We start from the raw sequence: 26,223 nt of genomic DNA, 5'->3' as shown, positions 1-26,223 counted from the left end.
TTGAATCCGTTAACCGCGCGCGGCGGCGATCTTGATCAGCTTGGCGTAATAGAAGCCGTCGTGGCCGTCTTCCTGTGCGAGCAATTGGCGACCATGGGGTTGCTTGATCCCGGCTGCCGTCGCGAGGTCCAGTTCACGGGCGCCCGGCGTGCGCGCAAGGAATGCTTCGATGACTTCGGTGTTCTCGGTCGGCAGCGTGGAGCAGGTGGCGTAGAGCAAAATGCCGCCGACCTCCAGGGTTTTCCACAGAGCGTCCAGCAGTTCGCCTTGCAGCACAGCCAGGGCGGCGATGTCATCGGGCTGGCGGGTGAGTTTGATATCCGGGTGCCGGCGAATCACGCCGGTGGCCGAGCATGGGGCGTCCAGCAGGATGCGCTGGAACGGCTTGCCGTCCCACCAGGTAGCGGTGTCGCGACCGTCGGCGGCGATCAGCTCGGCGCTCAGGCCCAGGCGTTCGAGGTTTTCACGCACGCGTACCAGGCGTTTGGCTTCCAGATCCACGGCCACCACGCCTGCCAATGCCGGCTCGGCTTCGAGAATGTGGCAGGTTTTGCCCCCCGGCGCACAGCAGGCGTCCAGCACCCGTTGACCGGGCGCCAGGTCAAGCAGATCGGCGGCCAGTTGCGCCGCCTCGTCCTGCACGCTGATCCAGCCGTCGGCGAAACCGGGCAGGCTGCGCACGTCGGTGGCGGCGTCGAGGATGATGCCATCGCGGCTGTAAACGCATGCACGGGCGGCGATGTCGGCCTCGCTGAGCAAGCCGAGGTAGGCATCGCGGGTGTGATGGCGTCGATTGACGCGCAGGATCATCGGCGGGTGCGCGTTGTTCGCCGCGCAAATGGCTTCCCATTGTTCAGGCCAGAACGCTTTCAGGGATTTTTGCAGCCAGCGCGGATGAGCGGTACGCACCACCGGGTCGCGTTCCAGCTCCGCCAGCAGCGCTTCGCTTTCCCGCTGGGCGCGACGCAGTACGGCGTTGAGCAAGGCTTTGGCCCAGGGTTTTTTCAGCTTGTCGGCGCAACCGACGGTTTCACCGATGGCGGCGTGGGCCGGCACGCGGGTGTAGAGCAACTGGTAGAGGCCGACCAGCAGCAAGGCTTCAACATCGGCGTCCGCTGCCTTGAAAGGCTTCTGCAACAGTTTGGCCGCCAGTGCCGACAACCGCGGCTGCCAGCGTGCGGTGCCGAACGCCAGGTCCTGGGTGAAACCACGATCGCGGTCTTCGACCTTGTCCATTTGCGTAGGCAGCGAACTGTTTAGAGAGGCTTTGCCGCTGAGAACAGCAGCCAGTGCCTTGGCGGCGGCCAGACGCGGGTTCATTGAGCGTCCGCCGTTTGACCGAGGACGGTGCCCACCGCGAATTTCTCACGACGGCTGTTGAACAAGTCGCTGAAGTTCAGCGCTTTGCCGCCGGGCAATTGCAGGCGGGTCAGGCACAGCGCCTGCTCGCCACAGGCAACGATCAGCCCGTCCTTGCTGGTGCTAAGGATTTCACCCGGTGTGCCCTTCCCTTGCGCGAGGCTCGCGGCCAACACTTTCAGCGCTTCGCCGTTCAAGGTGCTGTGGGTGATCGGCCACGGGTTGAAAGCACGGACCAGGCGTTCCAGCTCAATCGCCGGACGGGTCCAGTCGATGCGGGCTTCGTCCTTGTTCAGCTTGTGCGCGTAAGTGGCAAGGCTGTCGTCCTGCACTTCGCCTTCCAGCGTGCCGGCAGCGAGGCCGGCAATGGCTTGAATCACCGCAGGCGGGCCCATTTCGGCCAGGCGATCATGCAGGCTGCCGCCGGTGTCTTCGGCGCTGATCGGTGTGATGACCTTGAGCAGCATCGGCCCGGTGTCGAGCCCCGCTTCCATGCGCATCACGGTCACGCCGCTCTCGGCGTCGCCCGCTTGCACGGCGCGCTGGATCGGCGCCGCACCGCGCCAGCGCGGCAGCAGCGAGGCATGGCTGTTGATGCAGCCCAGGCGCGGAATATCCAGCACCACTTGCGGCAGGATCAGGCCGTAGGCGACCACCACCATCAAGTCCGGTTTCAGTGCGGCCAGTTCAGCCTGGGCGTCTTCGTTGCGCAGTGTTGGCGGTTGCAGCACCGGGAGGTTGTGTTCCAGAGCAAGCTGCTTGACCGGGCTCGGCATCAGCTTCTGGCCACGACCTGCCGGGCGATCCGGTTGGGTGTAGACCGCAACGATCTCATAAGGGCTGTTCAACAGGGCCTTGAGGTGTTCAGCGGCGAATTCCGGGGTGCCGGCAAAGACGATGCGCAGTGGCTCAGTCATGAAGGGCTCTCTATTGCAAAGCATCTTGAAAAGAAAAAGGCTTGCCGCAGCAAGCCTTTGAAGGAGGGCATCAAGCGTTCTGGCGATGGAGCTTTTCCAGCTTCTTCTTGATCCGGTCGCGTTTGAGCGTCGACAGGTAATCGACGAACAATTTGCCGTTCAGGTGGTCGCATTCGTGTTGGATGCACACCGCGAGCAGTTCTTCGGCGATCAGTTCGTAAGGTTGTCCATCGCGGTCCAAAGCCTTGACCTTGACCCGTTGTGGGCGATCGACGTTTTCGTAGAAACCCGGCACCGACAGGCAGCCTTCCTGATACTGACCCATGTCGTCGGTCAGGGGCTCGAGCTCCGGGTTGATGAACACGCGCGGTTCGGTGCGGTCTTCGGAGAGGTCCATCACGACGATACGTTTGTGCACGTTGACCTGGGTCGCGGCGAGGCCGATGCCCGGCGCTTCATACATTGTTTCAAACATGTCATCGACCAACTGACGCACTTCGTCGTCCACTACGGCCACTGGTTTGGCGATAGTGCGCAGGCGCGGATCAGGGAATTCGAGGATGTTTAAAATGGCCATAAGCTTGATGACTGCACGTGTGAAGTAAGGTCGGATCGATGGCCTGGCGAGTCCGAAGATGCAGGCTATCTATGTAAAACGTAGCTCCCTTCTTTTTATAAGCAAGCCGGGAGCGAGCCACTGACGGCTCTGGCGTTTCACGCGAACGCACATAATAAAGGGATTCACCGCATGAGGAAATCACTACTCGCCTTGCTCCTTCTGGCCTCGGCAGGCTGGGCGCATGGGCAAGTGCAGCTCAGGGAAGGTTTTCCACAGACTTACACAGTGGTCGCAGGGGACACGCTCTGGGACATCTCGGCAAAATTCCTTCGTGAGCCGTGGCAGTGGACGGAGCTCTGGCAGGCCAATCCCCGGATCGAAAATCCCGACCTTATTTATCCCGGCGATTCGCTGTCGCTCGTCTACGTCAATGGCCAGCCACGGTTGACCCTCGATCGCGGTGCGTCCCGAGGCACCCTCAAGCTCTCGCCAAGGGTGCGCAGCAGCCCGGTGGCGGAAGCCATTCCGAGCATTCCTCTGAGGTCGATCAAAAGCTTTCTGCTGAGCAACCGCATCGTCGACAAGGTCGAGGATTTCGACCAGGCGCCCTACATCGTGGCCGGGGACGCCGAGCGGGTGCTCAGTGGTAGTGGCGATCACATCTTCGCTCGCGGCCAATTCGACCCGGCACAGCCGGTCTACGGCATCTTCCGTCAGGGCAAGGTCTACACCGATCCGCTGACCCAGGCATTTCTGGGGATCAACGCCGATGACATCGGCAGCGGCGAAATCCTCGCCACCGAAGGCGACGTCGCCACGCTGGCGCTGCAGCGCACGACTCAGGAGGTGCGCCTCGGCGACCGCTTGTTCAGCGGTGAAGAACGCTCGATCAACACGACCTTCATGCCCAGTGCCCCGAAAAACGAAATCAACGGCTTGATCATCGATGTCCCGCGCGGCGTCACCCAGGTTGGCGCGCTCGACGTGGTCACCCTGAACAAGGGCCAGCGCGACGGTTTGGCCGAAGGCAATGTCCTGGAGGTGATGAAGACCGGCGAAACCGTGCGCGACCGGATCACCGGCCAACCCCTGAAAATCCCCGATGAGCGTGCCGGACTGCTGATGGTTTTCCGCACCTACGACAAGCTCAGCTACGGGCTGGTACTCAAGGCATCGCGCTCGTTGGCCGTGATGGACAAGGTACGAAATCCGTAAGGTGCTTCACAAGTTACCAACAGAGTTATCCACAGCTTATTCCCGTTTGTATGGATGCTCATAACGGTCAAGGATGATCCATGTCGATGCCTGCCCCTGCACCGGTTTCCCCTGCGGAACTGGAAGCTCGTTTACGTCTGCACCGTCTACCAGAACTGGGGCCGGCGCGTTTCAGGAAACTGCTGGAAGCGTTCGGTTCGGCGTCCAAAGCCATCAGCGCGCCCGCCAGTGCCTGGCGTGCGCTGGGCTTGCCACTGGCCTGTTCCGAGGCCAGGCGATGCGCTGAAATCCGCGATGGCGCCAGCCACGCTTTGGCCTGGCTAGAGCGTCCGGGCCAGCATTTACTGATGTGGGACCAGCCTGACTATCCTTCACTGCTGGCACAAATAAGCGACGCACCGCCGCTGTTATTCGTCGCCGGCACCCCCGGCATTCTGGAAAAACCGCAGTTGGCGATGGTCGGCAGTCGTCGTGCATCACGACCGGGCATGGACACCGCCGCAGCGTTTTCCCGCAGCCTGGCCGGCGCCGGTTTTGTCATTACCAGCGGTCTGGCCCTAGGCATCGACGCGGCCGCTCATCAGGCGGCGTTGGACATTGGCGGGCAAACGGTCGGCGTGCTTGGCACGGGTCTTGAAAAGTTTTATCCACAGCGCAATCGACGATTGGCCGACGCGATGATCGCCTCGGGTAGTGCGGTGCTTTCGGAGTTCCCGCTGGATGCCGGTCCGACCGCCAGCAACTTCCCGCGACGCAACCGGATCATCAGCGGTTTGTCCCTCGGCGTGCTGGTGGTGGAGGCCAGTGTGGCCAGCGGTTCGTTGATTACCGCGAGGCTCGCGGCGGAACAGGGGCGCGAGGTGTATGCGATTCCCGGGTCGATCCATCACCCCGGCGCCCGCGGTTGCCATCAACTGATCCGCGACGGCGCCGTGCTGGTGGAAACTATCGAGCATATCCTCGAAGCCCTGCGCGGCTGGCAGCAGCTGCCGTTTTCCACGGAAGCGCCCGCGACGGCGGCGCCTCACCCGTTGCTGACCCTGCTTCACGCCGCGCCGCTCTCCAGTGAGGCACTGGCCGATGCCTGCGGCTGGGCTTTGCCCAAAGTGCTGGGGGCGTTGACGGAACTGGAGATGGAGGGGCGTGCGGTTTGCGAAAACGGCCGCTGGTTTGCACGAGTGAGCTAGGTTTTATAAACAAGATCGGTAAACTGCGCAGAGCCTTATTCTGGAGTGTTTTTCATGGTCAACAGTTGGCGTGTGCAACAAGCCGCGCAAGCAATTCGCGCCGGGGCGGTGATTGCCTACCCAACCGAAGCAGTCTGGGGCCTGGGTTGCGACCCGTGGGACGAAGAGGCCGTGGAGCGGCTGTTGCTGCTCAAGGGCCGGTCTGTGGATAAGGGCCTGATTCTGGTCGCCGACAACATCCGTCAGTTCGACTTCCTCTTCGAAGACTTCCCTGAGCTGTGGATGGATCGCATGGCCAGCACCTGGCCTGGGCCGAACACCTGGCTGGTACCGCATCAGAACATGTTGCCGCAGTGGATTACCGGCGTGCATGAAACCGTGGCCCTGCGGGTCAGCGATCACCCGCTGGTGCGGGACTTGTGCTCACTGGTCGGGCCGCTGGTATCGACGTCCGCCAACCCTCAGGGCCGGCCGGCGGCGCGCACGCGGATTCGCGTGGAGCAGTATTTCCGTGGACAGCTTGATCTGGTGCTGGGCGGGAATCTCGGCGGGCGCAAGAATCCGAGTGTGATTCGCGATTTGGCGACCGGCCAGGTGATGCGCGCGGGTTGACGTCGCGTCATCGTTCGCCGGCAAGCCAGCACCCACAGTGATTTCGGGTGTTCACAGTATTTGTATTCACCACCGAAACCTGTGGGAGCTGGCTTGCCAGCGATGAGGCCCTGCCAGTCGCTGAAAATCTTAAGGCAGCAGAACAACCGACCCCGTCGTGCGCCGCGCCGACAACTCGGTCTGCGCCTTCGCTGCTTCAGCCAGTGGATAACGCTGGCTGATATCGACCTTCAGCTTGCCGCTGATGATCATCTCGAACAGCTCGTCGGCCATGCGCTGCAGGTTCTCGGCGTTGTTGGCGTAGGTCGCCAGTGTCGGGCGGGTCACGTACAGCGAACCCTTCGCCGCCAGAATCCCCAGGTTCACCCCGTCCACCGCACCGGACGCATTGCCGAAACTCACCACCAGCCCCCGGGGCGCCACGCTGTCGAGCGAGGTCAGCCAGGTGTCCTTGCCGACGCCGTCGTACACCACCGAGACCTTTTTGCCGTCAGTCAATTCCAGTACGCGCTGTGCGACGTTTTCATGGCTGTAGTCGATGGTCGCCCAGGCGCCGTTGGCCTTGGCCAGCGCGGCTTTTTCCGCTGAACTCACGGTGCCGATCAACTTAACGCCCAGTGCCTTGGCCCATTGGCACGCCAGGGAGCCCACGCCACCGGCAGCGGCGTGGAACAGGATGGTTTCGCCGCCCTTGAGTTCATAGGTCTGACGCAACAGGTATTGCACGGTCAGGCCTTTGAGCATGACCCCGGCCGCCTGTTCGAAGCTGATGGCGTCCGGCAGATGCACCAGGTTGGCTTCGGGCAATACATGCACGTCACTGTAGGCGCCCAATGGCCCGCTTCCATAGGCCACGCGATCACCGACCTTGAACCGGGTCACTTCGCTGCCGACGGCTTCGACCACGCCTGCCCCTTCGGAACCCACACCCGATGGCAGGGACGGCGGCGAATAGAGGCCGCTGCGGTAATAGGTATCGATGAAGTTCAGGCCGATGGCCTTGTTGCTCACGCGGACCTGCTGCGGGCCGGGCTCGGCGGGTTGGTAATCCACATACTCGAGCACTTCGGGGCCGCCATGGGCGCGAAACTGGATACGCTTTGCCATCTGCACTCTCCTGAGTTCGTTTTCTGCCAAAGCGTCCTATCGGACTCCTAAGCTTGATCTTCGTCAACTGCGACGAGCGCATCGGCGGTGGTATGCTACGCGCCCATTTGCGCAGGCTGAGCTCCAATGGAGCGCCGCGTAGCTTTGCCCGATCCAAGGTGATGCCATGACTACCCGCACCGAGGCCGTAAAAGCCTACCTGCTCGACCTGCAAGACCGCATTTGCGCTGCGCTGGAAGCCGAAGACGGCGGCACGCGCTTCGTTGAAGACGCCTGGAACCGGCCTGCCGGTGGAGGCGGACGTACGCGGGTGATCGAAAACGGCGCAGTCATCGAAAAGGGCGGCGTCAATTTTTCCCACGTTTTCGGCAGCGGCCTGCCCCCGTCCGCCAGTGCCCATCGGCCAGAACTGGCCGGGCGCGGGTTCGAAGCCCTGGGCGTGTCCCTGGTGATCCACCCGCACAACCCGCACGTGCCGACCTCCCACGCCAACGTGCGGTTTTTCATCGCCGAAAAAGAAGGTGAAGAGCCGGTCTGGTGGTTCGGCGGCGGCTTCGACCTGACCCCTTACTACGGCAATGAAGAAGACTGCGTGCACTGGCACCGCATTGCCGAGCAAGCCTGCGCGCCGTTCGGTCCGGAGGTCTATTCGCGCTACAAGGCCTGGTGCGACAGCTACTTCCACATCAAGCATCGCCACGAGCCACGTGGCATCGGCGGCTTGTTTTTCGATGACCTGAACGAGTGGGACTTCGACACCAGTTTCGCCTTCATGCGCGCCATCGGCGACGCCTATATCGAGGCTTATCTGCCGATCGTGCAACGGCGCAAGAACGATGCGTTCACCGCCAAACAGCGAGAGTTCCAGGAGTTCCGCCGCGGGCGTTACGTCGAGTTCAACCTGGTTTACGACCGTGGCACCTTGTTCGGCCTGCAATCGGGCGGGCGTACCGAGTCGATCCTCATGTCCCTGCCGCCGCAAGTGCGCTGGGGTTATGACTGGAAAGCCGAACCGGGCAGCGAAGAAGCACGCCTGACTGAATACTTCCTGCAAGACCGCGATTGGTTGGCCAAGGCCTGAACGAGGAATCCTGATGGACCGTTACGTCGTATTCGGCAACCCGATTGGTCACAGCAAGTCGCCATTGATCCATCGCCTGTTTGCCGAGCAGACCGGGCAGAAACTCGACTACAGCGCCTCGCTGGCGCCGCTCGACGATTTTTCCGGCTGTGCCCGGGCGTTTTTCCTCGAGGGTCGTGGGGCCAATGTCACAGTGCCGTTCAAGGAAGAAGCCTACCTACTGGCCGATAGCCTGACGGCGCGGGCACGACGGGCCGGGGCGGTGAATACCCTGAGCAAACTGGCCGACGGCAGTCTGCTGGGCGATAACACCGACGGTGCCGGCCTCGTGCGCGACCTGACGGTCAATGCCGGGTTCAGCCTCAAGGACAAACGCATCCTGCTGCTCGGTGCTGGCGGTGCGGTGCGCGGCGCATTGGAGCCTTTGTTGGCGGAGCAACCGGCGTCGGTGATCATCGCCAACCGTACCGTGGACAAGGCCGAGTTGCTGGCGGAACTGTTCTGCGACCTGGGCCCGGTATCGGCCAGCGGTTATGACTGGTTGCAGGAATCGGTGGACCTGATTATCAACGCAACGTCCGCCAGCCTCTCGGGCGAAGTCCCGCCGATTGCCAGCAGCCTGATCGAGCCGGGCAAAACGGTGTGCTACGACATGATGTACGGCAAGGAACCGACCTCGTTCTGCCGCTGGGCCAGCGAACACGGTGCAGCGGTGGCGATGGATGGCTTGGGTATGCTCGCCGAACAAGCGGCGGAGGCTTTTTTCCTGTGGCGCGGCGTGCGTCCGGATACGGCGCCGGTGCTGGCCGAGCTGCGCCGGCAGTTGGCCCTCTAGGCCGTTGTGGCGAGGGAGCAAGCTCTCTCGCCACAGGGTTCAGTGTGCTTCCCGTGCAGTGTTTCAGTCTTCAAACCGAATCGGGCATTTCTCCGCGCCTTCGAGCTTGCGTAGCTCTTCCACCACCTGCGGCCGCGCTTGTCGCAGGGTCAGGCTGCGATTCTGGCGCAGCAGTCGCCGCGCTTCCTGATGCAGCATTTCCACGCCCGAATAGTCGATGAAGTTGATCTGCTGCGCCTCGATCACCACCCGCGCGCCGTGCATCAGTTGCAGGCGCACTTGCAGGTAATGGCTGGCGCCGAAAAAGATCGACCCGCCGACCCGCAGAATGTCTTCGTCGCCATTGCGTATATGTTGAACCCGCGGCTGTGAGGTGCGTTTGAGGTAGAAGAACAACGACGCCAGCACGCCGGCATAGATCGCCGTCTGCAATTCCAGGAGCAAGGTCGCGACACAGGTCAGCGCCATCACCACGAACTCGGCACGGCTGACCCGCAGCAAGGCGCGAATGCCGCGATGGTCGACCAATCCCCAGGCGATCAACAGGATGCTGCCGGCCATGGCCGGGATTGGAATGTGCGCGATCAGGCTGGCGCCGAAGATCGCGAACAGCGCCACCCACAACGCCGAAAAAACTCCCGCCAACGGCGAACAAGCGCCTGCGTCATAGCTCAGGCCTGAGCGGGTGAACGAACCGGCTGACAGCGATCCGGAGAAAAAGGCCCCGACAATGTTCGACAAGCCTTGGGCGCGTACTTCCTGATTGGCATCGAGCAACTGCTGTGAACGTGCGGACAGCGAGCGGGCGATCGACAGGCTGGTCACCAACCCGAGCATGCCCACGGCCACGGCACTGGGCAGCAGGCGCAGGACCAGGTCGAGGTCCAGCGGCAACGGGCTGAACGGCGGTAACTTGCCGGTGAAGGCGCTGACCCGTTGCACATGACCGAACATCGCGGGCCAGAGCCAAACCAGCAGCGCGCCCAGCATCAGGGTGATCAACAGGGTCGGCCAGCGCGGCAACAACCGTTTCAGGATCGCGCCGATCACGACGGTGGCCAGACCCAGCACGAGCGACGGTTTGTCCACCTTGTCGAGATGCCTGAATAAATTGATGAAGCTGTCCAGGGCAGTGGCCTGGCTCGGCAAGTCCAGCCCCAACAGGTTGGGCAACTGGCCGACGGCGATCACCACAGCCGCACCCAGCGTGAAACCCAGCACCACCGAGTGCGAGACGAAATTCACCAATGCGCCGAACCGCAACAAACCCAGCAGCCATTGGAAAATCCCGGCCAGGAATGTCAGCAGCAAGATCAAAGTGACGTAGTCCTGCGTCGCGGGAACGGCCAGAGGACTGACGCTGGCGTACAGGACGATGGAGATGGCCGCCGTAGGGCCGCAGATCAAATGCCACGACGAACCCCACAGACAGGCAATCAGCACCGGGATGATCGCCGCGTACAGACCGTATTCCGGTGGCAGGCCGGCAATCAGCGCGTAGGCAATGGATTGTGGTAACGCGAGAATCGCGCCACTGAGACCGACAATCAGATCGCGACCAACGCTGGCGCGGGTTTGCCGGGGTAACCAGGTGAGGAACGGAAAGAGTGAGTGGCGGCTGGGAAGGGCCATGGAGCCTCTCGGTCGGGAATTTTCGCAAGGGTAGCAGGGCGACAAAATTTATGTGGCGACGGTGCTTGCTGTGGCGAGGGGCAAGCGCCCTCGCCACACAGGTATTGTCAGAGCTTGGCTTTCACCGCCGGTAATGCATCCTTGCCGTCCACGGTCTTCACGCCATCAAGCCACTTGTCCAGCACCGCCGGGTTGGCCTTGATCCATGCCTTGGCCGCGTCGGCATTGCTGACTTTCTTGTTCACCACCTCGGCCATGATGCTGTTTTCCATCTCCTGGGTGAAACTCAGGTTGGTCAGCAGCTTGCCAACGTTCGGACAGGCCTGTGCATAACCTTTGCGGGTCAGGGTGTGGACGCTGCCGGTGTCGCCAAAGTATTTCTCGCCGCCCTTGAGGTAGTGCATTTTCAACTGCACGTTCATCGGGTGCGGGGTCCAGCCGAGGAAGGTCACGAACTTCTGTTTTTTCACTGCGCGAGTCACTTCGGCGAGCATGGCCTGTTCGCTGGATTCGACCAGTTTCCACTGACCCATGTCGAAGTCGTTCTTCTTGATGATTTCCTGCAACGAGGCGTTCGCTGGCGCGCCGGAGCCGATGCCGTAGATCTTCTTGTCGAACTTGTCGGCGAACTTGTTCAGGTCGGAAAAGTTATGCACACCCGCATCCCACACGTAGTCCGGGACGGCGAGGGTGAATTCGGTGCCGTCGAGGTTCTTCGCCAGTTGCGTGACATCGCCGGTGGCGACGAATTTGTCGTAGAAGCCCTGCTGCGCCGGCATCCAGTTACCCAGGAACACATCGACCTGGCCATCCTTGAGCCCACCGTAGGTGATCGGCACCGCAAGCGTGTCGACCTTGGCCTTGTAGCCCATGCCGTCCAGCAGAAACCCGGTGATGGCGTTGGTCGCGGCGATGTCGCTCCAGCCAGGATCGGCCATTTTCACCGTGTCGCAGCTCTGATCGGCAAACGCCGAAGCGCTGCCCAGAGCCAGGAGCCCGACCGTCAGTACTGTGGATAACCTTTGCATGGACTTCCCCTTAACATTATTGGTTTTGGCAGGGTTGTGGATAACGTGCTTTACGCTCCAGATCATCAAGGTCGATGTGGTTGCGCATGTATTGCTGACTGGCGTCCACCAGTGGCTGGTGATCCCAGCTCTTCAGCTTGCCGATGGTCAGCGCATCGGCGACGAAACGCCGGCGTCGCTGGCTCGCGAGCACTTGTTGGTGGATCGCGGGAATGTCCCATCGAGCCCGCGCTTCGGCGAGAAAATCGTCGAACAGCTGGCGATGTTGCGGTGACTGGCTGAGTTCTTCCAATTCGTGTGGGTCATTGTGCACATCGAAGAGCAGGCAAGGGTCGTCTTCGCTGTAGATGAATTTGTAGGCGCCGCGGCGAATCATCATCAATGGGCTGATGGTGCCTTCGGCCATGTACTCGCCGAACACTTCGTCGTGACCGCCCTGCCCTTGCAGGTGCGGAACCAGTGAGCGGCCATCCAGCGGCAAGCCCGGTTCCGGCGAACCGCCCGCCAGTTCGACGAAGGTCGGCAGCAGGTCGGCAGTGGACACCGAGGCGCTGACCCGGCCGGCGCCGAATTGCCCAGGGGCACTTATCAACAGGGGCACGCGGGCCGCCATTTCATACCAGTGCATTTTGTACCAGAGGCCACGCTCGCCGAGCATGTCACCGTGGTCGCCGGAGAACACGATGATGGTGTCGTCGATAAGCCCGGTATCGTCGAGTGTTTGCAGGAGTTTGCCGACGTTACTGTCGATATAGCTGCACGCGCCGAAATAGGCGCGGCGGGCGTCACGGATCTTATCCACAGGCAGCGGCTTGTTCCACAGGTCGTAGACCTTGAGCAAACGTTGTGAATGCGGGTCGAGTTCGTGTTGATCCGGCGTCACAGGCAAGGGGATATCGGCATCGTCGTACAGATCCCAGAATGCCTTGGGAATGGTGTACGGGTCATGGGGGTGAGTCATCGAAACGGTCAGGCAGAACGGCTGGTCGCCGTCTTCGCGGATGTGATCGAACAGATACTGCTGGGCCTTGAACACCACTTCTTCGTCGAAATCGAGTTGATTGGTGCGTACGCAGGGGCCGGCTTGCAGCACCGAAGACATGTTGTGATACCAGGACGGGCGCACGTCTGGCTCATCCCAGTTCACCGCCCAGCCGTAGTCGGCCGGATAGATGTCGCTGGTCAGGCGTTCTTCATAGCCATGCAGTTGGTCCGGGCCGCAGAAATGCATCTTGCCCGATAGCGCGGTGCGGTAGCCGAGGCGACGCAGGTAGTGGGCATAGGTCGGTACATCGGCCGGGAAATCCGCCGCGTTGTCGTAGGCGCCGATCTTGCTGGGCAACTGGCCGCTGACCAGGGTGAAGCGCGATGGCGCGCAAAGTGGGCTGTTGCAGTAAGCGGCGTCGAATACCACGCCTTGGGCGGCGAGGCGACTGAGATTAGGCAGTTTGATCGGCGAAGGACCGTAGAACGGCAACATTGGCGCGGCCATCTGATCGGCCATGATGAAAAGAATGTTCTTGCGCTTCATGTGATCGCGGCATTCCATAGTGGATGTTTATGCGAGAGTGCTGCGATCGAGCATGTAACCCATGCACATTGCGGTAAAGCCCATGCACGGCAATGACTAGGATAAGCACAGCTTATGTATGACGCCCTGGGTGACCTGTCCCTGGATTTGCTTCGCGCGTTCGAGTCCGCGGCCCGCCAACGCAGTTTCACCGCCGCAGCCGTTGAACTCGGCACCACGCAACCGGCCATCAGCCAGCAGATCAAACGGTTGGAAGAACAACTGGCGACCCGTCTGTTCGACCGCATCTATCGCGGTATCGAACTGACCGAGGCCGGGATGGTTCTTTTCGAGCAAGTTCAGCTCGGTTTGCAGCAAATCGATGCCGGGTTAAGCGCTATCAGCGCACAACAACAGCATGAGGTGCTGCAAGTCGCCACCGATTTCGCATTCGCGGCCTATTGGCTGATGCCGCGCCTGCACCGCTTTCACGCGGCCCATCCGCAACTGGACGTCAGCCTGGTGACCAGTGAGCGCAGTCATAACATGCTACGTACCGATATCGACGTGGCGGTGCTGTTCGGTGATGGCCGCTTCAAACAGGGCGAAAGCCATTGGCTGTTCAGTGAAGAAGTGTTCCCGGTGTGCAGTCCGCAGTTGTTGAGTGAGCGATCCCTGCCCTTGCCTGCCCAGTCGCTGCTGGAGTTTCCCTTGCTGCACCTTCGCGGTGAAAACAGCAGTAACTGGTTCGACTGGAGCGGCGTGTTTCGCGAGTTGGGCATCACCTCTCCGCCGGCGCCGGGCCAGTTGCGCTTCGACAACTACACCCTGTTGATACAGGCCGCGATTGGCGGTCAGGGCGTGGCCATCGGCTGGCGCCACCTTGTGGATAACTTGTTGGCGCAAGGCCTGTTGTGCCGCCCCATCGCCGAGACGGTGATTTCCAGGCTGGGCTATTACGTGGTCCTGCCGCAACGCAAGCGGCGTGGGGCATTGATTCAACAGTTTGTCGACTGGTTGATGGCCGAGCAGGCCCGCAGTGCGCAATCGCTCAATGGTCTGGCGCTGCCTTCTATCGCGGTTTAGGGTTCAGTCGCGATGAAGTGGACGTGCTCGCCGATGTGCAGGTTTAAACGCAATTCATCGGCGATCCCCACGGCAGTCCGGGCCAGACGATTCAATGGCTCTGCCAGGCCCGGCTCGAGGCGGCTGCTGACCTGACTGAAATGTTCGATGGTCAAGCCCGGCACCCCACGCGGTGCGTTCACCAGTGTCCACTGCAAGGCACTGCTTTGCAGTGCTTCACGCATTTCCTCGGCTGCGTGGCGTTGCAGGACGTCGTCAATCTCGGGATCGTCCAGCACCTCGAAGTCCCCCACCAGAAACAACCGTGCAACGCCCGCCGCCTGCATGCCATCGATCAACGCATCCACCGCCAGCACCTGCTCGACCGGGCCTGGCACGAAGGTCTTTTCCACATGTTCGCTGTTGAAGGGTAATCCCGGCGCGTCCAGTAAACAGACAACAGCCGAGCTGCCCGCCACGCTTTGCTTGACCCGCTCGGCCTCAAACAGGTCGCCCGTCTTGGTGCGCAAGCCCGGACGTGGCGCGAGGGCGGTCAGGTCATCGAGAATGGCGATCACTTCATGTTGGCGGCGCAACATTTCAGCCATCAGCGCGCTGCCGAAGCTACTCATGGCACCATATAGCACCACTTTCACCACCGGTGTTTCAGCATTTTTCATGGCCAGGCTCCGTTGTTTCCTGTGTATACGGCGTGTGACCTGTGGGAAACGGTGAGGGTTCGACTGGGTTTTGGAGGGATTCACATGCAACGGATCAAGGGCTATCACGCCCATGTTTACTTCGATGCCAGCACCATCGATCAGGCACGGGCGTTGTGTGAGCAGGCAGCACGGCTGTTCCCGCTGCAGATGGGCCGCGTCCACGAGCGCTTGGTCGGCCCGCATCCGGACTGGAGTTGCCAGTTGGCCTTCGGACCTGAGCTCATCGGCGATGTATTGCCGTGGCTGGCGCTCAACCGCAAGGGGCTGGTGGTGTTCATGCACCCGGACACCGGCGACGATCTGCTGGATCACAGCGAGCACGCCATCTGGATGGGCGCGATTCGCCCATTGGACCTGTCTGTTTTTTGATCAGATGCTTTCTTCGGGCTCGCCCGGCAAATGCTCATCCAGGTGCAGCCAGGGCAAGCGGTTGTCGGTCCAGATGTGGCGCTCGGCCGGCGCCTGTTCGGGATGGTCGAGGGTGGCGATGGTCACGTCGATGCTCGCAGGGCTCAAGTGGGTCACCAGCGCCAGTTGCGCGCCGCAGTGGCCGCAGAAGTATCGTGCGCAGGTGGCTGAAGAGTCGTACCGCATCGGTGTTCCGGCCAACCATTGAAAGGCGGACGCCGGCACTGTGATCCAGGTCGTCACGATGCCGCCGCTGACCCGACGGCAAATCGAGCAATGGCAGTGGGCGATATCGCGCAATGGCCCACTGAATTGGTAGCGCAGTTGTCCGCAGTGGCAACCGCCGGTGTGAAGCGCATTCATCTCGTTTTTCTCCCGGGCCCGAATCGATGGGCTCAAAACCTGTCCGACGACCGGTTATACATCCGGTCAAAGCTTTCATCGGCGAAAGCTGGCTGAAAGCTTCCCCGATTAGGATCGCCCCCACTGCCGGCAACAGACCGGTTGGCCAACACGAGTGTTCGATTGCTCGCCCGGCCCATTTAACAACAACAATGGTGATCCTGATGTCCTCTTCTATCCGCCGCTTCGCTCTAACTCCGTCCGTACGCCTCGTGCTTGCCGTTCTGCGCTGATCCCGCCCGATCCGCCCTTTCCCTAGCCGCGCTATGCCTGGAGTATTCCCATGCTGACTTTCCTTGGCTTCGCCATGGTCATCACGTTCATGTTCCTGATCATGACCAAGCGCCTGTCCGCGCTGATTGCCCTGATCATCATTCCGATCGTCTTCGCCCTGTTCGGTGGTTTCGGCCCGAAAATCGGCCCGATGATGCTCGAAGGCATCACCAAGCTCGCGCCGACCGGCGTGATGCTGATGTTCGCCATTCTGTACTTCGCCCTGATGATCGACTCGGGTCTGTTCGACCCGGCCGTGCGCAAGATCCTCAAACTGGTCAAGGGCGACCCGTTGAAAGTTTCGGTCGGCACCGCCGTACTGGCGCTCGTCGTCTCCCTCGATGGTGACGGCGCGACCACTTATATGATCTGCGTGGCCGCCATGCTGCCGCTCTACAGCCGCATCGGCATGAGCCCGCGGATCATGGCCGGCCTGATCATCCTCGCCGGTGGCGTGATGAACATGACCCCGTGGGGTGGCCCGACCGCCCGCGCGGCCAGTGCGTTGCATGTGGACCCGTCGGCGATCTTCGTGCCGATGATTCCGGCGATGGCTGCCGGTGTGCTGGCGATCCTCGTGATTGCCTACTTCTACGGCAAGCGTGAACGGGCGCGTCTGGGTGAGCTGCACCTGGTTGGTGATGAAATCGACCACAGTGAAATCACTGTTTCGCAGTTCCCGGATGCCCGTCGTCCGAACCTGATCTGGTTCAACGGCGCCCTGACCCTGGCGTTGATGTGCACCCTGATTGCCGGTTTGCTGCCGCTACCGGTGCTGTTCATGGTGGCGTTCAGTATTGCGATGATCGTCAACTATCCGTGCCTGCAACAGCAGAAAGATCGTGTCGCGGCCCATGCCGGCAGCGTGCTGGCAGTGGTCGGGCTGATCTTTGCCGCTGGTATCTTCACCGGTATTCTGTCGGGCACCGGTATGGTCGATGCCATGTCGAAAAGCCTGTTGGCGGTGATCCCTGATTTCCTCGGCCCGTACCTGGCGGTGATCACGGCGTTGGTGAGCATGCCGTTCACGTTCTTCATGTCGAACGATGCATTTTATTACGGCGTATTACCGGTACTTGCCGAAGCCGCCAGCCACTACGGTATTACACCAGTAGAAATGGCACGTGCCTCGATCGTCGGTCAGCCCGTCCACTTGCTGAGCCCGCTGGTACCATCGACCTACCTGTTGGTGGCCCTGGCCGGTATCGATTTCGGTGACCACCAGCGTTTCACGCTGAAGTGGGCAGTTTTGGTGTGCATGTGCATACTGGTTGCCGCATTGCTGATGGGGATTTTCCCGCTGTTCAGCACTCTATAAGCCCAAGACTCACCGCATCGGGTCCAGGCTTCGCTGTTTGAAGCCCGGGCCCTTTGTGGTTTAACACTCGCTCAAAGGAATACACATGGAATGGCTGACCAACCCTGAAATCTGGGTTGCCTTCTTTACCCTGACCGCCCTGGAAATCGTCCTGGGCATCGATAACATCATCATGATTTCGATCCTGGTCAGCCGCATGCCCAAGCACATGCAGCAGCGCACCCGGATTTTCGGGCTGGCGCTGGCCATGATCACGCGGATTCTGTTGTTGCTGTCGATCACCTGGGTCATGCGCCTCACCGCCGACCTGTTCGTCGTGTTCGGCCAGGGTATTTCCGGGCGAGACCTGATCCTGTTCTTCGGTGGCCTGTTCCTGTTGTGGAAAAGCTCGCAGGAGATGTACCACGCGCTGGAAGGTGAGGACGAAACCAACGACGAGCCGAGTGGCGCGGGCGGCAACTTCCTCTACACCATTATCCAGATCGCGATCATCGACATCGTGTTCTCCCTGGACTCGGTGATCACCGCAGTCGGCATGGTCTCCCACGTACCGGTCATGGTCGCGGCCATCATCGTGGCCGTATTGGTGATGATGTGGGCTTCCGGCACCATCAGCGATTTCATCGACAAGCACCCTTCGCTGAAAATGCTGGCGCTGTCGTTCCTGTTGGTGGTCGGTACGGTGCTGATTGCCGAATCCTTCGACGTGCACGTGCCAAAAGGCTACGTCTACTTCGCCATGGCGTTCTCGCTGGCGGTGGAAGCGATCAACATCAAGATGCGCACCGCAATTGCGAAAAAGAAAAAGCAGCGAGACCCGGTGAAACTGCGCAAGGACATTCCGGGCCAGTAACCCGGTAATACGCAACACCCTGTGGGAGCGAGCTTGCTCGCGATAGCGGTCCATCCGTCAACATCAATGTTGAATGTGAGGGCCCCATCGCGAGCAGGCTCGCTCCCACATTTGTTTTGGGTAGCCGGAGGGCCAGGGTCTCATGACAGTTTTGTTTCAATCGCTACTTTAGCTGTGCGATGCTGGCGCCCGGACCGTTAGCCAACTACAGCTTAACTACAGAACGTAGAAAAAAGCGCGGCACCGTCAACTTGCTCCTTTGGGGCGCTACCACCACAGGGGGCCTGTATGCTCACCCTGCTCAATTTATTATCTGCCGTGGCCCTGTTGATCTGGGGCACGCATATCGTCCGAACCGGCATCCTGCGGGTCTACGGTTCCAACCTGCGCCACGTGATTGGCCAGAACATGTCCAGGCGCGGGCTGGCGTTCATCGCGGGGATCGTGGTGACGGCCATGGTCCAGAGCAGCAACGCCACCGCCATGCTCGTCACCTCGTTTGTCGGTCAGGGCCTGATGGCGCTGACCCCGGCGCTGGCGACCATGCTGGGCGCCGATGTCGGCACGGCGCTGATGGCGCGGGTGCTGACCTTCGATCTGTCATGGCTGTCGCCGCTGCTGATCTTTCTCGGGGTGATTTTTTTCCTGTCGCGCAAACAGACCCGGTTGGGTCAGATGGGCCGTGTGGCCATTGGCCTGGGTTTGATCATTCTGGCGCTGCAATTGATCGTCGAAGCCGCTGCACCCATCACTCACGCCCAAGGGGTGAAGGTGATCTTCGCCTCGCTGACCGGCGATATCCTGCTCGATGCCCTGGTCGGCGCGCTGTTCGCGATGATTTCCTACTCGAGCCTGGCGGCGGTCCTGTTGACCGCAACCCTGGCCGGCGCCAGCGTGATCAGCCTGCCGGTGGCCATCGGCCTGGTGATCGGCGCCAACATTGGCAGCGGCGTTCTCGCGTTCCTCAGCACCAGCATGCAGAACGCCGCCGGTCGCCAGGTGGCGCTGGGCAGCCTGTTGTACAAGCTGATCGGCCTGTTGCTGATCATTCCTGTGCTCGACCCGCTGGCGCACTGGATCGATAGCCTGGACTTCAGCCCGCAGGAAATGGTCATTGGTTTCCACCTGCTCTACAACACTGCGCGCTGCCTGATCCTGTTGCCCAGCGTCGGGCCGATGGCCAGGTTCTGTGCGTGGGTACTGCCGGAGCGCCCGCAAACCAACGGCATGGCCAAGCCCCGGCACCTGGATCCGACGGCGTTGGTCACGCCAAGCCTGGCGCTGGCCAACGCGGCCCGGGAAACCCTGCGCATGGGGGATCTGATCGACAACATGCTGGAAGCGATGCTCGATGTGCTGCACGGCAAGCAAACGGCCGTGACCCAGGAAGTGCGACGTCTGACCGATGACGTCGAGGCGCTCTACAGCGCGATCAAACTGTATCTGGCGCAAATGCCCCGGGAAGACCTCAGCGATCAGGACAGTCGGCGCTGGGCGGAAATTATCGAGCTGGCGATCAACCTCAAGCTCGCCAGCGACTTGATCGAACGCATGCTGCGCAAGGTGCAACAGCAGAAAACGTCCCAGCGTCGGTCGTTTTCCGAAGTGGGCGTGGAAGAGTTGGCAGGGTTGCACAGCCAGTTGATCTCCAACCTGCGCCTGGGATTGTCAGTGTTCCTCAGTGCCGACAAAGAAAGTGCCCGCCAGTTATTGCGCGAGAAACGTCGCTTTCGCGCTCAGGAACGCCGCATGGCCCATGCGCATGTCAGCCGTTTGCAACGTAAGATTGTGCAGAGTATCGAGACCAGTTCGCTGCACCTGGAGCTGATCGCCGATATGAAGCGTCTGAACTCACTGTTCTGCAGCAGTGCCTATGTGGTGTTGGAAACGTCCGAAACCGGTGCGCTGGCTGTCGACGATTTGACCGACATAACACATTCGCCTTGAACGTCTGGCAGTGTGGTCAGTCAGTAGCATTGATTCAGTTCCAAGGCCGTCTTCGCGGGCAAGGACGAAACGGATCTCCGATTGGTTGCCGGGAAGCTTGTTATGCGTTGTCTGTTGTTCGCCTGTCTGTTGCTTGGCTCACTCCCTTCGTTTGCCCTGGATCGCTTCCAGGTCGAGGGTTATTCCCTGCGCAACGGTCTGCAATTGCTGCTCAAACCCGGTGTGGAACGCGGTCATGTGGCGATTCGGCTGGTGGTGGGCGTCGGCCTGGATGACTTCAGCTGCGCCGATAAGGAACTGCCACACCTGCTTGAACACTTGTTGTTCAGCGGCATCGACGCCAGCGGTGAAGGTGGCCTCGAAGAGCGCATGCAGGCGTTGGGTGGTGAATGGAACGCCTACACCAGCAATGCCGACACCACGTTCGTGATCGAGGCCCCGGCGAAAAACCAGCGCCAGGTACTCGACCTGCTGCTGGCGCTGCTGACCCAGACCCGTTTCGACGACAACGCCATCAACGCCGCCAAGCAGGTGGTCGAGCGCGAAGACGGTGGTCACTACTCTCACCTGCAGCGCTGGCTGGATCGCCAGGACCTGGGCCACACCGCCAGCAACCAACTGGCAGTGGAGCTGGGCCTCAAATGCCAGGAGCGGGCAGAAGTTGACTACCTGACCCATGAACAACTGGAGAAGGTGCGCAAGGACTGGTACGCGCCGAACAACATGACGCTGATCGTCGTCGGCGATCTGGACCGTTTGCTGCCAGCCTATCTGGAGCGGGCTTACGGCGCGCTCGAAGCGATCAATCCCACCGACCACCCGCCTCTGCCACAGATCCAGGCCAGCGCTGCCCATGAGCGAAACCTGATCCATGGTTTTGTCGGTGGCGGCGCCAAACTGCACTGGCTGGTGCCGGAGCCGGTGCTGGAGGATGAGCACGATGAAACCTTCGACCTGCTCAAGGACTATCTCGATTGGGCGCTTTATCGTGACCTGCGCCTGGCACACGGCCTGTCCTATGGCCCATGGGCCGAGCGCGAGGTCTTCGGTGGCGTGGGTTTCATGAGCCTGAATGCCGATCTGGAGCGCGGCGACGTGGCCGAGGCGCAACAGGTGCTGGATGAACTGAAAGCCGGTTTGCTCAAGGACGGTCTCAATGCCGAGACCTTCAACCGCCTCAAACAGGCCGCCATCGCCCGCCAGGCCTGGGCCGTGCAAGGCAACAGCGCGTTGGCCGATTACTATTGGGGCGCCCTTGGGGACTATGAGGACGGACGTTTCGTCGACCCGGCCCGCGAGCTGCAAGGCGTGACGCTGGAGGAAGCCAACAAGGCGATGCGCGAGTTGCTGATGCAACCCGGGTATCTGCGGATCGAGAAGCCGTTGTTGAGTTATGACCAGGTGCTGTGGGTGATCGGCGGGGTGTTGGGCCTGCTGTTATTGAGCCTGGCGGCTTGGCGCTTTCATCGCAACCGATAACTGATCCCCCGTTGGCAGCCGGCGCCTATGGAAGTCAGTGGCCTCTCGCCACACTGCCCTGCCGGCGGTAACCTGTCGGGGATTTTTCCTACGACTACTGTGAACCGCCGAATGCCGACCCTGACCCTTTTTATCCAGCGCATCCTCGAACTGATGAAGCGCTACCCCGGGGTCATTGCGCTCGGCGGTTTTATCTCCGGCGTTTGCAGCTTCATCCTGGTGGACCGTCAACAAGGTCTGGCGAGCTGGATTACCACGATCATGCTGGTGAGCTGGGTCTGGCTGATGCTGGAAAACAGCCTGACCAAACTGTTCACCAAGGTCTTCAAGCGGGAAATTCCCCAGCCCCTGCTGCGTTATGCGACGCAGATGATCCACCAGGAAAGCCTGTTTTTCGTCCTGCCGTTCTTTTTCATCACCACCACCTGGAACAGCGGCCAATTATTGTTCACCGGGCTGCTGGGGATTGCGGCGCTGATTTCCATCACCGATCCGCTCTATTACAAATGGCTGGCACCACGGCGATGGGCGTTCCTGGCGCTGCATACCCTGACGCTGTTCGCCACCCTGCTCACCGCCCTCCCCGTGATCATGCACCTGACCACGTCCCAGAGTTTCAAACTGGCGCTGGGCACCGCCGTCGTACTGTCATTCCCGAGCCTCGCTTCGATTTTCCCGATTCGGACCCTGCGTAACGCCTTGGCGATTCTGAGCATTACCGTGGGGATCGGCGGCGTCGGCTGGGTGCTGCGGTCGTGGGTGCCGCCAGCGACCCTGTGGATGACCGACGTGGCCATCAGCATGCAATTGCAGGACCGCACACCCGGTGACAGCCTGGAAGAGGTCAGCGCCGAGCAGATTCGAGGCGGCGGTCTGTACGCCTACACCGCGATCAACGCCCCCCGTGGCCTGGATGAGCGCATTTATCACGTCTGGCAGTTCAACGGTAAAGAAGTCGACCGCATCCCTCTGGATATTCACGGCGGTCGCAAGGAAGGCTACCGCGCCTGGACCCACAAGCAGAACTTCCCCGGCAACCCCGCAGGCAACTGGCAGGTTCGGGTGTTGACCGAGGACGGCCAATTGATCGGCGTGCTGCGCTTCAAGGTCACCGACAGCACAGCGATCAAAGAAAAGTAATTCGGTTCGTGCTATTACGTAGGTCAGCGTAACAGCCGAAAAAGCACGGAGCTTATGACCAGCAACACTGCGGCGGGCAATGCCCAACTGGATACCTCGCGCACCCCGCCCCAGATACGGGTCACAGGGGACTGGACGCTCGCCCATTACGCCGACCTCAAACTGCTGAGCGAAAAGCTCGACGGTCGATACGACGACAGCACCCGCATCGACCTCAACGGCCTCGGTGCCCTCGATACGGCAGGTGCTTCGTTGTTGGTTGAACTGTTGGGCTCCGAGCGCCTGAGCCGCTCAGCCGAACACCCCGATTGCACCATTTCTTCTGCCGACCGCGCGTTGTTGCAAACGGTCTACCACTCGCTGACGGATTTCTGTGTGCCGATCAAGGAACCGGAAATCAGCGTTGGCGTTCAACTCCTGACCCGCATCGGCCGTGCCGTGGATGCGGTCTGGCAAGACACCCTGCAGTTGCTCGGTTTCGTCGGCCTGATTCTGGAAACCATCGCCCGCAACCTGTTTCGCCCCAAGCGCTGGCGCATCACGCCGATGGTGGCGCACATCGAGCAGACCGGCCTCGACGCGGCGCCCATCGTTGCCCTGCTGACTTTTCTGGTGGGCGCCGTGGTGGCATTTCTCGGGGCGACAGTGCTGGCCAAATTCGGCGCCACGGTGTTCACCGTGGACCTGGTGGCGTTTTCTTTCCTGCGCGAATTCGCCGTGTTGCTCACCGCGATTCTGATGGCCGGGCGCACCGCCAGTGCGTTCACCGCGCAGATTGGCTCGATGAAGGCCAACGAAGAAATCGACGCGATTCGCACGCTGGGCCTCGATCCAATGGAGTTGCTGGTGGTGCCGAGGGTCCTGGCGCTGCTGGTCTCGCTGCCGATGCTGACCTTTCTGGCGATGCTGTCGGGGATTGTCGGCGGTGGTGTGGTCTGCGCGGTGACGCTGGATATTTCGCCGGCGATGTTTTTATCGCTGTTGCAATCGGACATCGGTGTTCAGCACTTTTTGGTGGGGATCGTCAAAGCGCCGATCTTCGCGTTCCTGATCGCCGCCATTGGTTGCCTGGAGGGCTTCAAGGTCAGCGGCAGCGCCGAGTCTGTCGGCGCGCACACGACATCGAGCGTGGTGCAATCGATCTTCGTGGTGATCGTGCTCGACGCCGTGGCCGCGCTGTTTTTCATGGAGATGAGCTGGTGAGCCGTTTACCCCGAGCGCCTGCCGAGGCGGTGATCGAAGTCCGCGGGCTGTGCAATCGTTTTGGTCGCCAGAGTGTGCACGAGAACCTCGATCTGGATTTGTACAAGGGCGAGATCCTTGCCGTCGTCGGCGGTTCCGGCAGCGGCAAGTCGGTGCTGCTGCGCAGCATTGTCGGTTTGCGCCAGCCCAGCGAGGGCGTGGTGAAAGTCTTTGGCAAGAACCTGCCGACCCTGCCCGAGCACGAGCGCTCGATGGTCGAACGGCGTTTCGGCGTGTTGTTCCAGAAAGGCGCGTTGTTCTCTTCGCTGACCGTGACCGAGAACGTCGCCCTGCCCCTGATCGAACACGCCGGCCTGAGCCGCAATGATGCCGAGCACCTGGCGGCGGTGAAACTGGCGTTGGCCGGGTTGCCGCTGTCGGCGGCGGACAAATACCCCGCCTCCCTGTCCGGCGGCATGATCAAACGTGCGGCGCTGGCGCGGGCCTTGGCGCTGGACCCGGACATCCTGTTTCTCGACGAACCCACCGCCGGCCTCGATCCGATCGGTGCCGCGGCCTTCGATCAACTGATCCTGACCCTGCGCGATGCCTTGGGCCTGAGCGTGTTCCTGGTGACTCACGACCTCGACACGCTCTACACCATCACGGACCGGGTCGCGGTGCTGGCGCAGAAGAAGGTGCTGGTGGCGGACGCCATCGACAAGGTTTCGGAAACCGACGACGCGTGGATTCACGAATACTTCCATGGCCCTCGCGGCCGCGCGGCGTTGAGTGCCGCTAAACAGTTCAACGAGGTCTGACATGGAAACCCGAGCCCATCATGTATTGATCGGCCTGTTCACCGTGATTGTGGTGACGGGCGCCCTGCTCTTCGGCCTGTGGCTGGCCAAGTCCAGCGTCGACACCGAGTTCAAGGATTACGAAGTGGTGTTCAACGAGGCGGTCAGCGGCCTGTCCAAGGGCAGTTCCGTGCAGTACAGCGGGATCAAGGTCGGCGACGTGGTGTCGCTGCGACTGGACCCGAAAGACCCGCGCCGGGTGTTGGCGCGGATTCGCCTGGGTGGCGATACCCCGATCAAGGAGGATACCCAGGCCAAACTGGCGCTGACCGGCGTTACCGGAACATCGATCATCCAGCTCAGTGGCGGCACGCCGCAAAGCCCGGCGTTAAAGGGCAAGGACGGTAAATTGCCGACCATCATCGCGGCACCCTCGCCCATCGCCCGTTTGCTGAACGACAGCAATGACCTGATGTCCGGGGTGAACATGCTGATGCACAACGCCAATCAGATGTTTTCCGAAGAAAACATCGAGCGCATCAGCAAGACCCTGGAGCATCTGGAACAAACCACCGGCACCATCGCTGATCAGCGTGGCGACCTGGGTCAGGCGATCAAGCAACTGGCATCGGTCGGCAAGCAGGCCAGCACCATGATGGAGCAGACGTCGGCGCTGATGCGCAACGCCAATGGCTTGCTCAATGATCAGGGCAAGCAGATGTTCGGCAGCGCCGAGCAGGCGATGAAGTCGCTGGAACAGAGCAGCGCGACCATCAACAAACTGCTGGCCACCAATCAGGACTCGCTCAATAGCGGCATGCAGGGCCTCAATGGCCTGGCCCCGGCTGTGCGGGAGTTGCGTGAAACCCTGAGCTCGCTGCGTGCCATCTCCCAGCGTCTGGAGGCCAACCCCAGCGGCTACCTGCTGGGCAGTGACAAGAACAAGGAATTTACCCCATGAAGCTGACCCGTCTTGCCCTCCTCGCCAGCTTCACGCTGATCAGTTCGTGCTCGATCCTGCCCAAGTCCGAGCCGTTTGATGTCTATCGATTGCCTTCGGCCCAATCCAGCACGGCAACCAGCCATGGGGCGCCGCAGCGCTGGTCGTTGCGCCTGAACAAACCCCAGGCCAGCGAAGCGTTGAACAGCCCGAACATTGCGGTGATCCCCCAGGGCAATGTGATCATCAGCTACAAGGCTTCGCGCTGGAGCGATCCGGCACCGGTGCTGTTGCGTAATCGTCTGCTCGACGGGTTTCAGCGTGATGGCCGCGTGACGCTGCTGAGCACCGACGACAGCAATTTCCAGGCAGACCTGGAGCTGGGCGGCAGTCTGCAGGCATTCCAGACCGAGTATCAGGGCACCAGCGCCAGCGTGGTGGTGCGCCTGGATGCCTTGCTGGTGCGTGGCGCCGACCAGCGAATCCTCGCCAGTAAGCGCTTTGAAGTGCGCCAGCCGCTGAGCGATGTGAAGGTACCGGCGGTAGTGGCCGGGTTCGGTCAGGCCAATGATCTGTTGACGGCGCAAGTGGTGGGTTGGGCGGTCGAGCAAGGGCAGAAACTCGCGCCGCCAGCGCGACTTTGACGTCTACA

Annotated in this window: 25 protein-coding genes; 16 read left to right on the top strand and 9 right to left on the bottom strand. The window is 61.2% G+C overall.

Annotation, left to right across the window (positions count from 1 at the left end; all coding sequences use genetic code 11):
* Positions 1-9: 9 nt before the first annotated feature.
* The 3 genes from rsmB to def form a co-directional block, all read right to left on the bottom strand.
* On the bottom strand, positions 10-1,320 hold the full coding sequence (rsmB, locus tag JQF37_RS22735; RefSeq protein WP_130208058.1) for a 16S rRNA (cytosine(967)-C(5))-methyltransferase RsmB: 1,311 nt from the start codon (positions 1,318-1,320) through the stop codon (positions 10-12).
* On the bottom strand, positions 1,317-2,276 hold the full coding sequence (gene fmt / locus JQF37_RS22730) for a methionyl-tRNA formyltransferase (RefSeq protein ID WP_130208056.1): 960 nt from the start codon (positions 2,274-2,276) through the stop codon (positions 1,317-1,319). Before fmt ends, rsmB begins: the two co-directional genes overlap by 4 nt.
* 70 nt (positions 2,277-2,346) lie before the next feature.
* Complete coding sequence (def, locus tag JQF37_RS22725; protein ID WP_090326993.1) at positions 2,347-2,853, bottom strand: peptide deformylase; 507 nt, start codon at positions 2,851-2,853, stop codon at positions 2,347-2,349.
* Positions 2,854-3,024: 171 nt separating this feature from the next.
* On the opposite strand from def, the gene JQF37_RS22720 reads away from it, so the two are divergent.
* The 3 genes from JQF37_RS22720 to JQF37_RS22710 all read left to right on the top strand — a co-directional run bounded on the left by JQF37_RS22720 (position 3,025) and on the right by JQF37_RS22710 (position 5,849).
* Positions 3,025-4,050: a LysM domain-containing protein gene (locus tag JQF37_RS22720; RefSeq protein WP_130208054.1), complete on the top strand. Its 1,026-nt coding sequence runs from the start codon at positions 3,025-3,027 to the stop codon at positions 4,048-4,050.
* Positions 4,051-4,130: 80 nt separating this feature from the next.
* The gene (gene dprA / locus JQF37_RS22715; RefSeq protein WP_130208052.1) at positions 4,131-5,237 is read left to right on the top strand and encodes a DNA-processing protein DprA; all 1,107 of its coding nucleotides are present in this window, start codon (positions 4,131-4,133) and stop codon (positions 5,235-5,237) included.
* 54 nt (positions 5,238-5,291) lie between these two features.
* Positions 5,292-5,849, top strand: coding sequence for an L-threonylcarbamoyladenylate synthase (locus tag JQF37_RS22710; protein ID WP_047535709.1), 558 nt, complete (start codon positions 5,292-5,294; stop codon positions 5,847-5,849).
* Positions 5,850-5,978: 129 nt separating this feature from the next.
* Here the strand turns inward: JQF37_RS22710 and JQF37_RS22705 are convergent, their stop codons facing one another.
* Positions 5,979-6,956: an NADPH:quinone reductase gene (locus JQF37_RS22705; RefSeq protein ID WP_130208050.1), complete on the bottom strand. Its 978-nt coding sequence runs from the start codon at positions 6,954-6,956 to the stop codon at positions 5,979-5,981.
* 166 nt (positions 6,957-7,122) lie between these two features.
* Here JQF37_RS22705 and hemF point away from each other — a divergent pair, with 166 nt between their 5' ends.
* Positions 7,123-8,037 (top strand): oxygen-dependent coproporphyrinogen oxidase, encoded by a 915-nt coding sequence (gene hemF, locus JQF37_RS22700; protein WP_047535713.1) that lies wholly within the window; start codon positions 7,123-7,125, stop codon positions 8,035-8,037.
* Positions 8,038-8,050: 13 nt separating this feature from the next.
* On the top strand, positions 8,051-8,872 hold the full coding sequence (gene aroE, locus JQF37_RS22695; protein ID WP_130208048.1) for a shikimate dehydrogenase: 822 nt from the start codon (positions 8,051-8,053) through the stop codon (positions 8,870-8,872).
* Between the two features lie 63 nt (positions 8,873-8,935).
* Here the strand turns inward: aroE and JQF37_RS22690 are convergent, their stop codons facing one another.
* The 3 genes from JQF37_RS22690 to betC all read right to left on the bottom strand — a co-directional run bounded on the left by JQF37_RS22690 (position 8,936) and on the right by betC (position 13,063).
* Positions 8,936-10,504 (bottom strand): SulP family inorganic anion transporter, encoded by a 1,569-nt coding sequence (locus JQF37_RS22690; protein WP_130208046.1) that lies wholly within the window; start codon positions 10,502-10,504, stop codon positions 8,936-8,938.
* A gap of 107 nt (positions 10,505-10,611) precedes the next feature.
* Positions 10,612-11,532 (bottom strand): choline ABC transporter substrate-binding protein, encoded by a 921-nt coding sequence (gene choX, locus JQF37_RS22685; protein ID WP_130208044.1) that lies wholly within the window; start codon positions 11,530-11,532, stop codon positions 10,612-10,614.
* A gap of 16 nt (positions 11,533-11,548) precedes the next feature.
* Entirely contained in the window at positions 11,549-13,063 is a 1,515-nt protein-coding gene (betC, locus tag JQF37_RS22680) for a choline-sulfatase (protein ID WP_130208042.1), read from the bottom strand.
* 114 nt (positions 13,064-13,177) lie between these two features.
* Here betC and JQF37_RS22675 point away from each other — a divergent pair, with 114 nt between their 5' ends.
* Entirely contained in the window at positions 13,178-14,128 is a 951-nt protein-coding gene (locus JQF37_RS22675) for a LysR family transcriptional regulator (RefSeq protein ID WP_130208040.1), read from the top strand.
* On the opposite strand, the gene JQF37_RS22670 is transcribed toward JQF37_RS22675, so the two are convergent.
* On the bottom strand, positions 14,125-14,787 hold the full coding sequence (locus JQF37_RS22670) for an NAD(P)H-binding protein (RefSeq protein ID WP_130208038.1): 663 nt from the start codon (positions 14,785-14,787) through the stop codon (positions 14,125-14,127). The genes JQF37_RS22675 and JQF37_RS22670 overlap by 4 nt on opposite strands.
* 84 nt (positions 14,788-14,871) lie before the next feature.
* Here JQF37_RS22670 and JQF37_RS22665 point away from each other — a divergent pair, with 84 nt between their 5' ends.
* Positions 14,872-15,198 carry a DOPA 4,5-dioxygenase family protein gene (locus JQF37_RS22665; protein WP_130208036.1) on the top strand — a complete coding sequence of 109 codons (327 nt, stop codon included), beginning with the start codon at positions 14,872-14,874 and terminating at the stop codon, positions 15,196-15,198.
* Here JQF37_RS22665 and JQF37_RS22660 read toward each other — a convergent pair whose 3' ends face one another.
* Complete coding sequence (locus JQF37_RS22660) at positions 15,199-15,600, bottom strand: GFA family protein (RefSeq protein WP_130208034.1); 402 nt, start codon at positions 15,598-15,600, stop codon at positions 15,199-15,201.
* Positions 15,601-15,922: 322 nt separating this feature from the next.
* Between JQF37_RS22660 and JQF37_RS22655 the strand changes: the two genes are divergently transcribed.
* The 9 genes from JQF37_RS22655 (at position 15,923) to JQF37_RS22615 (ending at position 26,215) form a co-directional block, all read left to right on the top strand.
* On the top strand, positions 15,923-17,230 hold the full coding sequence (locus JQF37_RS22655; protein WP_130208032.1) for a CitMHS family transporter: 1,308 nt from the start codon (positions 15,923-15,925) through the stop codon (positions 17,228-17,230).
* Between the two features lie 85 nt (positions 17,231-17,315).
* Positions 17,316-18,083, top strand: coding sequence for a TerC family protein (locus JQF37_RS22650; protein ID WP_130208030.1), 768 nt, complete (start codon positions 17,316-17,318; stop codon positions 18,081-18,083).
* A gap of 288 nt (positions 18,084-18,371) precedes the next feature.
* Positions 18,372-20,030, top strand: a complete 1,659-nt coding sequence (locus JQF37_RS22645) for a Na/Pi cotransporter family protein (RefSeq protein WP_130208028.1) — start codon at positions 18,372-18,374, stop codon at positions 20,028-20,030.
* A 102-nt stretch (positions 20,031-20,132) separates the two neighbouring features.
* A complete protein-coding gene (locus JQF37_RS22640) occupies positions 20,133-21,509 on the top strand; it encodes an insulinase family protein (RefSeq protein WP_130208026.1) in 1,377 nt (458 codons plus the stop codon).
* 111 nt (positions 21,510-21,620) lie between these two features.
* Positions 21,621-22,649: a DUF5924 family protein gene (locus JQF37_RS22635; RefSeq protein WP_103405354.1), complete on the top strand. Its 1,029-nt coding sequence runs from the start codon at positions 21,621-21,623 to the stop codon at positions 22,647-22,649.
* A 54-nt stretch (positions 22,650-22,703) separates the two neighbouring features.
* A complete protein-coding gene (locus JQF37_RS22630) occupies positions 22,704-23,852 on the top strand; it encodes an ABC transporter permease (RefSeq protein WP_130208024.1) in 1,149 nt (382 codons plus the stop codon).
* Positions 23,849-24,652 carry an ATP-binding cassette domain-containing protein gene (locus tag JQF37_RS22625; RefSeq protein ID WP_130208022.1) on the top strand — a complete coding sequence of 268 codons (804 nt, stop codon included), beginning with the start codon at positions 23,849-23,851 and terminating at the stop codon, positions 24,650-24,652. Before JQF37_RS22630 ends, JQF37_RS22625 begins: the two co-directional genes overlap by 4 nt.
* A 1-nt stretch (position 24,653) precedes the next feature.
* Positions 24,654-25,592, top strand: coding sequence for an MlaD family protein (locus JQF37_RS22620; RefSeq protein ID WP_130208020.1), 939 nt, complete (start codon positions 24,654-24,656; stop codon positions 25,590-25,592).
* Positions 25,589-26,215: an ABC-type transport auxiliary lipoprotein family protein gene (locus JQF37_RS22615; RefSeq protein WP_130208018.1), complete on the top strand. Its 627-nt coding sequence runs from the start codon at positions 25,589-25,591 to the stop codon at positions 26,213-26,215. The genes JQF37_RS22620 and JQF37_RS22615 overlap by 4 nt, the downstream gene beginning before the upstream one ends.
* Positions 26,216-26,223 lie beyond the last annotated feature (8 nt).

Source organism: Pseudomonas sp. MIL9 (assembly GCF_016887925.1).
Lineage (GTDB): Bacteria > Pseudomonadota > Gammaproteobacteria > Pseudomonadales > Pseudomonadaceae > Aquipseudomonas > Aquipseudomonas mohnii.
The sequence above is the reverse complement of the archived record's forward strand: the minus strand, read 5'-3'. Positions and strand labels throughout refer to the sequence as shown.

What these genes read in the sequence shown, in the direction of transcription:
- JQF37_RS22670 (WP_130208038.1), bottom strand. Translation starts at nt 14,787, where the DNA reads ATGAAAAATGCTGAAACACCGGTGGTGAAAGTGGTGCTATATGGTGCC.
- betC (WP_130208042.1), bottom strand. Translation starts at nt 13,063, where the DNA reads ATGAAGCGCAAGAACATTCTTTTCATCATGGCCGATCAGATGGCCGCG.
- hemF (WP_047535713.1), top strand. Translation starts at nt 7,123, where the DNA reads ATGACTACCCGCACCGAGGCCGTAAAAGCCTACCTGCTCGACCTGCAA.
- JQF37_RS22665 (WP_130208036.1), top strand. Translation starts at nt 14,872, where the DNA reads ATGCAACGGATCAAGGGCTATCACGCCCATGTTTACTTCGATGCCAGC.
- fmt (WP_130208056.1), bottom strand. Translation starts at nt 2,276, where the DNA reads ATGACTGAGCCACTGCGCATCGTCTTTGCCGGCACCCCGGAATTCGCC.
- JQF37_RS22630 (WP_130208024.1), top strand. Translation starts at nt 22,704, where the DNA reads ATGACCAGCAACACTGCGGCGGGCAATGCCCAACTGGATACCTCGCGC.
- choX (WP_130208044.1), bottom strand. Translation starts at nt 11,532, where the DNA reads ATGCAAAGGTTATCCACAGTACTGACGGTCGGGCTCCTGGCTCTGGGC.
- JQF37_RS22675 (WP_130208040.1), top strand. Translation starts at nt 13,178, where the DNA reads ATGTATGACGCCCTGGGTGACCTGTCCCTGGATTTGCTTCGCGCGTTC.
- JQF37_RS22655 (WP_130208032.1), top strand. Translation starts at nt 15,923, where the DNA reads ATGCTGACTTTCCTTGGCTTCGCCATGGTCATCACGTTCATGTTCCTG.
- dprA (WP_130208052.1), top strand. Translation starts at nt 4,131, where the DNA reads ATGTCGATGCCTGCCCCTGCACCGGTTTCCCCTGCGGAACTGGAAGCT.
- JQF37_RS22660 (WP_130208034.1), bottom strand. Translation starts at nt 15,600, where the DNA reads ATGAATGCGCTTCACACCGGCGGTTGCCACTGCGGACAACTGCGCTAC.
- JQF37_RS22615 (WP_130208018.1), top strand. Translation starts at nt 25,589, where the DNA reads ATGAAGCTGACCCGTCTTGCCCTCCTCGCCAGCTTCACGCTGATCAGT.
- JQF37_RS22705 (WP_130208050.1), bottom strand. Translation starts at nt 6,956, where the DNA reads ATGGCAAAGCGTATCCAGTTTCGCGCCCATGGCGGCCCCGAAGTGCTC.
- JQF37_RS22690 (WP_130208046.1), bottom strand. Translation starts at nt 10,504, where the DNA reads ATGGCCCTTCCCAGCCGCCACTCACTCTTTCCGTTCCTCACCTGGTTA.
- JQF37_RS22635 (WP_103405354.1), top strand. Translation starts at nt 21,621, where the DNA reads ATGCCGACCCTGACCCTTTTTATCCAGCGCATCCTCGAACTGATGAAG.
- JQF37_RS22710 (WP_047535709.1), top strand. Translation starts at nt 5,292, where the DNA reads ATGGTCAACAGTTGGCGTGTGCAACAAGCCGCGCAAGCAATTCGCGCC.
- def (WP_090326993.1), bottom strand. Translation starts at nt 2,853, where the DNA reads ATGGCCATTTTAAACATCCTCGAATTCCCTGATCCGCGCCTGCGCACT.
- JQF37_RS22650 (WP_130208030.1), top strand. Translation starts at nt 17,316, where the DNA reads ATGGAATGGCTGACCAACCCTGAAATCTGGGTTGCCTTCTTTACCCTG.
- JQF37_RS22720 (WP_130208054.1), top strand. Translation starts at nt 3,025, where the DNA reads ATGAGGAAATCACTACTCGCCTTGCTCCTTCTGGCCTCGGCAGGCTGG.
- JQF37_RS22645 (WP_130208028.1), top strand. Translation starts at nt 18,372, where the DNA reads ATGCTCACCCTGCTCAATTTATTATCTGCCGTGGCCCTGTTGATCTGG.
- aroE (WP_130208048.1), top strand. Translation starts at nt 8,051, where the DNA reads ATGGACCGTTACGTCGTATTCGGCAACCCGATTGGTCACAGCAAGTCG.
- rsmB (WP_130208058.1), bottom strand. Translation starts at nt 1,320, where the DNA reads ATGAACCCGCGTCTGGCCGCCGCCAAGGCACTGGCTGCTGTTCTCAGC.
- JQF37_RS22620 (WP_130208020.1), top strand. Translation starts at nt 24,654, where the DNA reads ATGGAAACCCGAGCCCATCATGTATTGATCGGCCTGTTCACCGTGATT.
- JQF37_RS22640 (WP_130208026.1), top strand. Translation starts at nt 20,133, where the DNA reads ATGCGTTGTCTGTTGTTCGCCTGTCTGTTGCTTGGCTCACTCCCTTCG.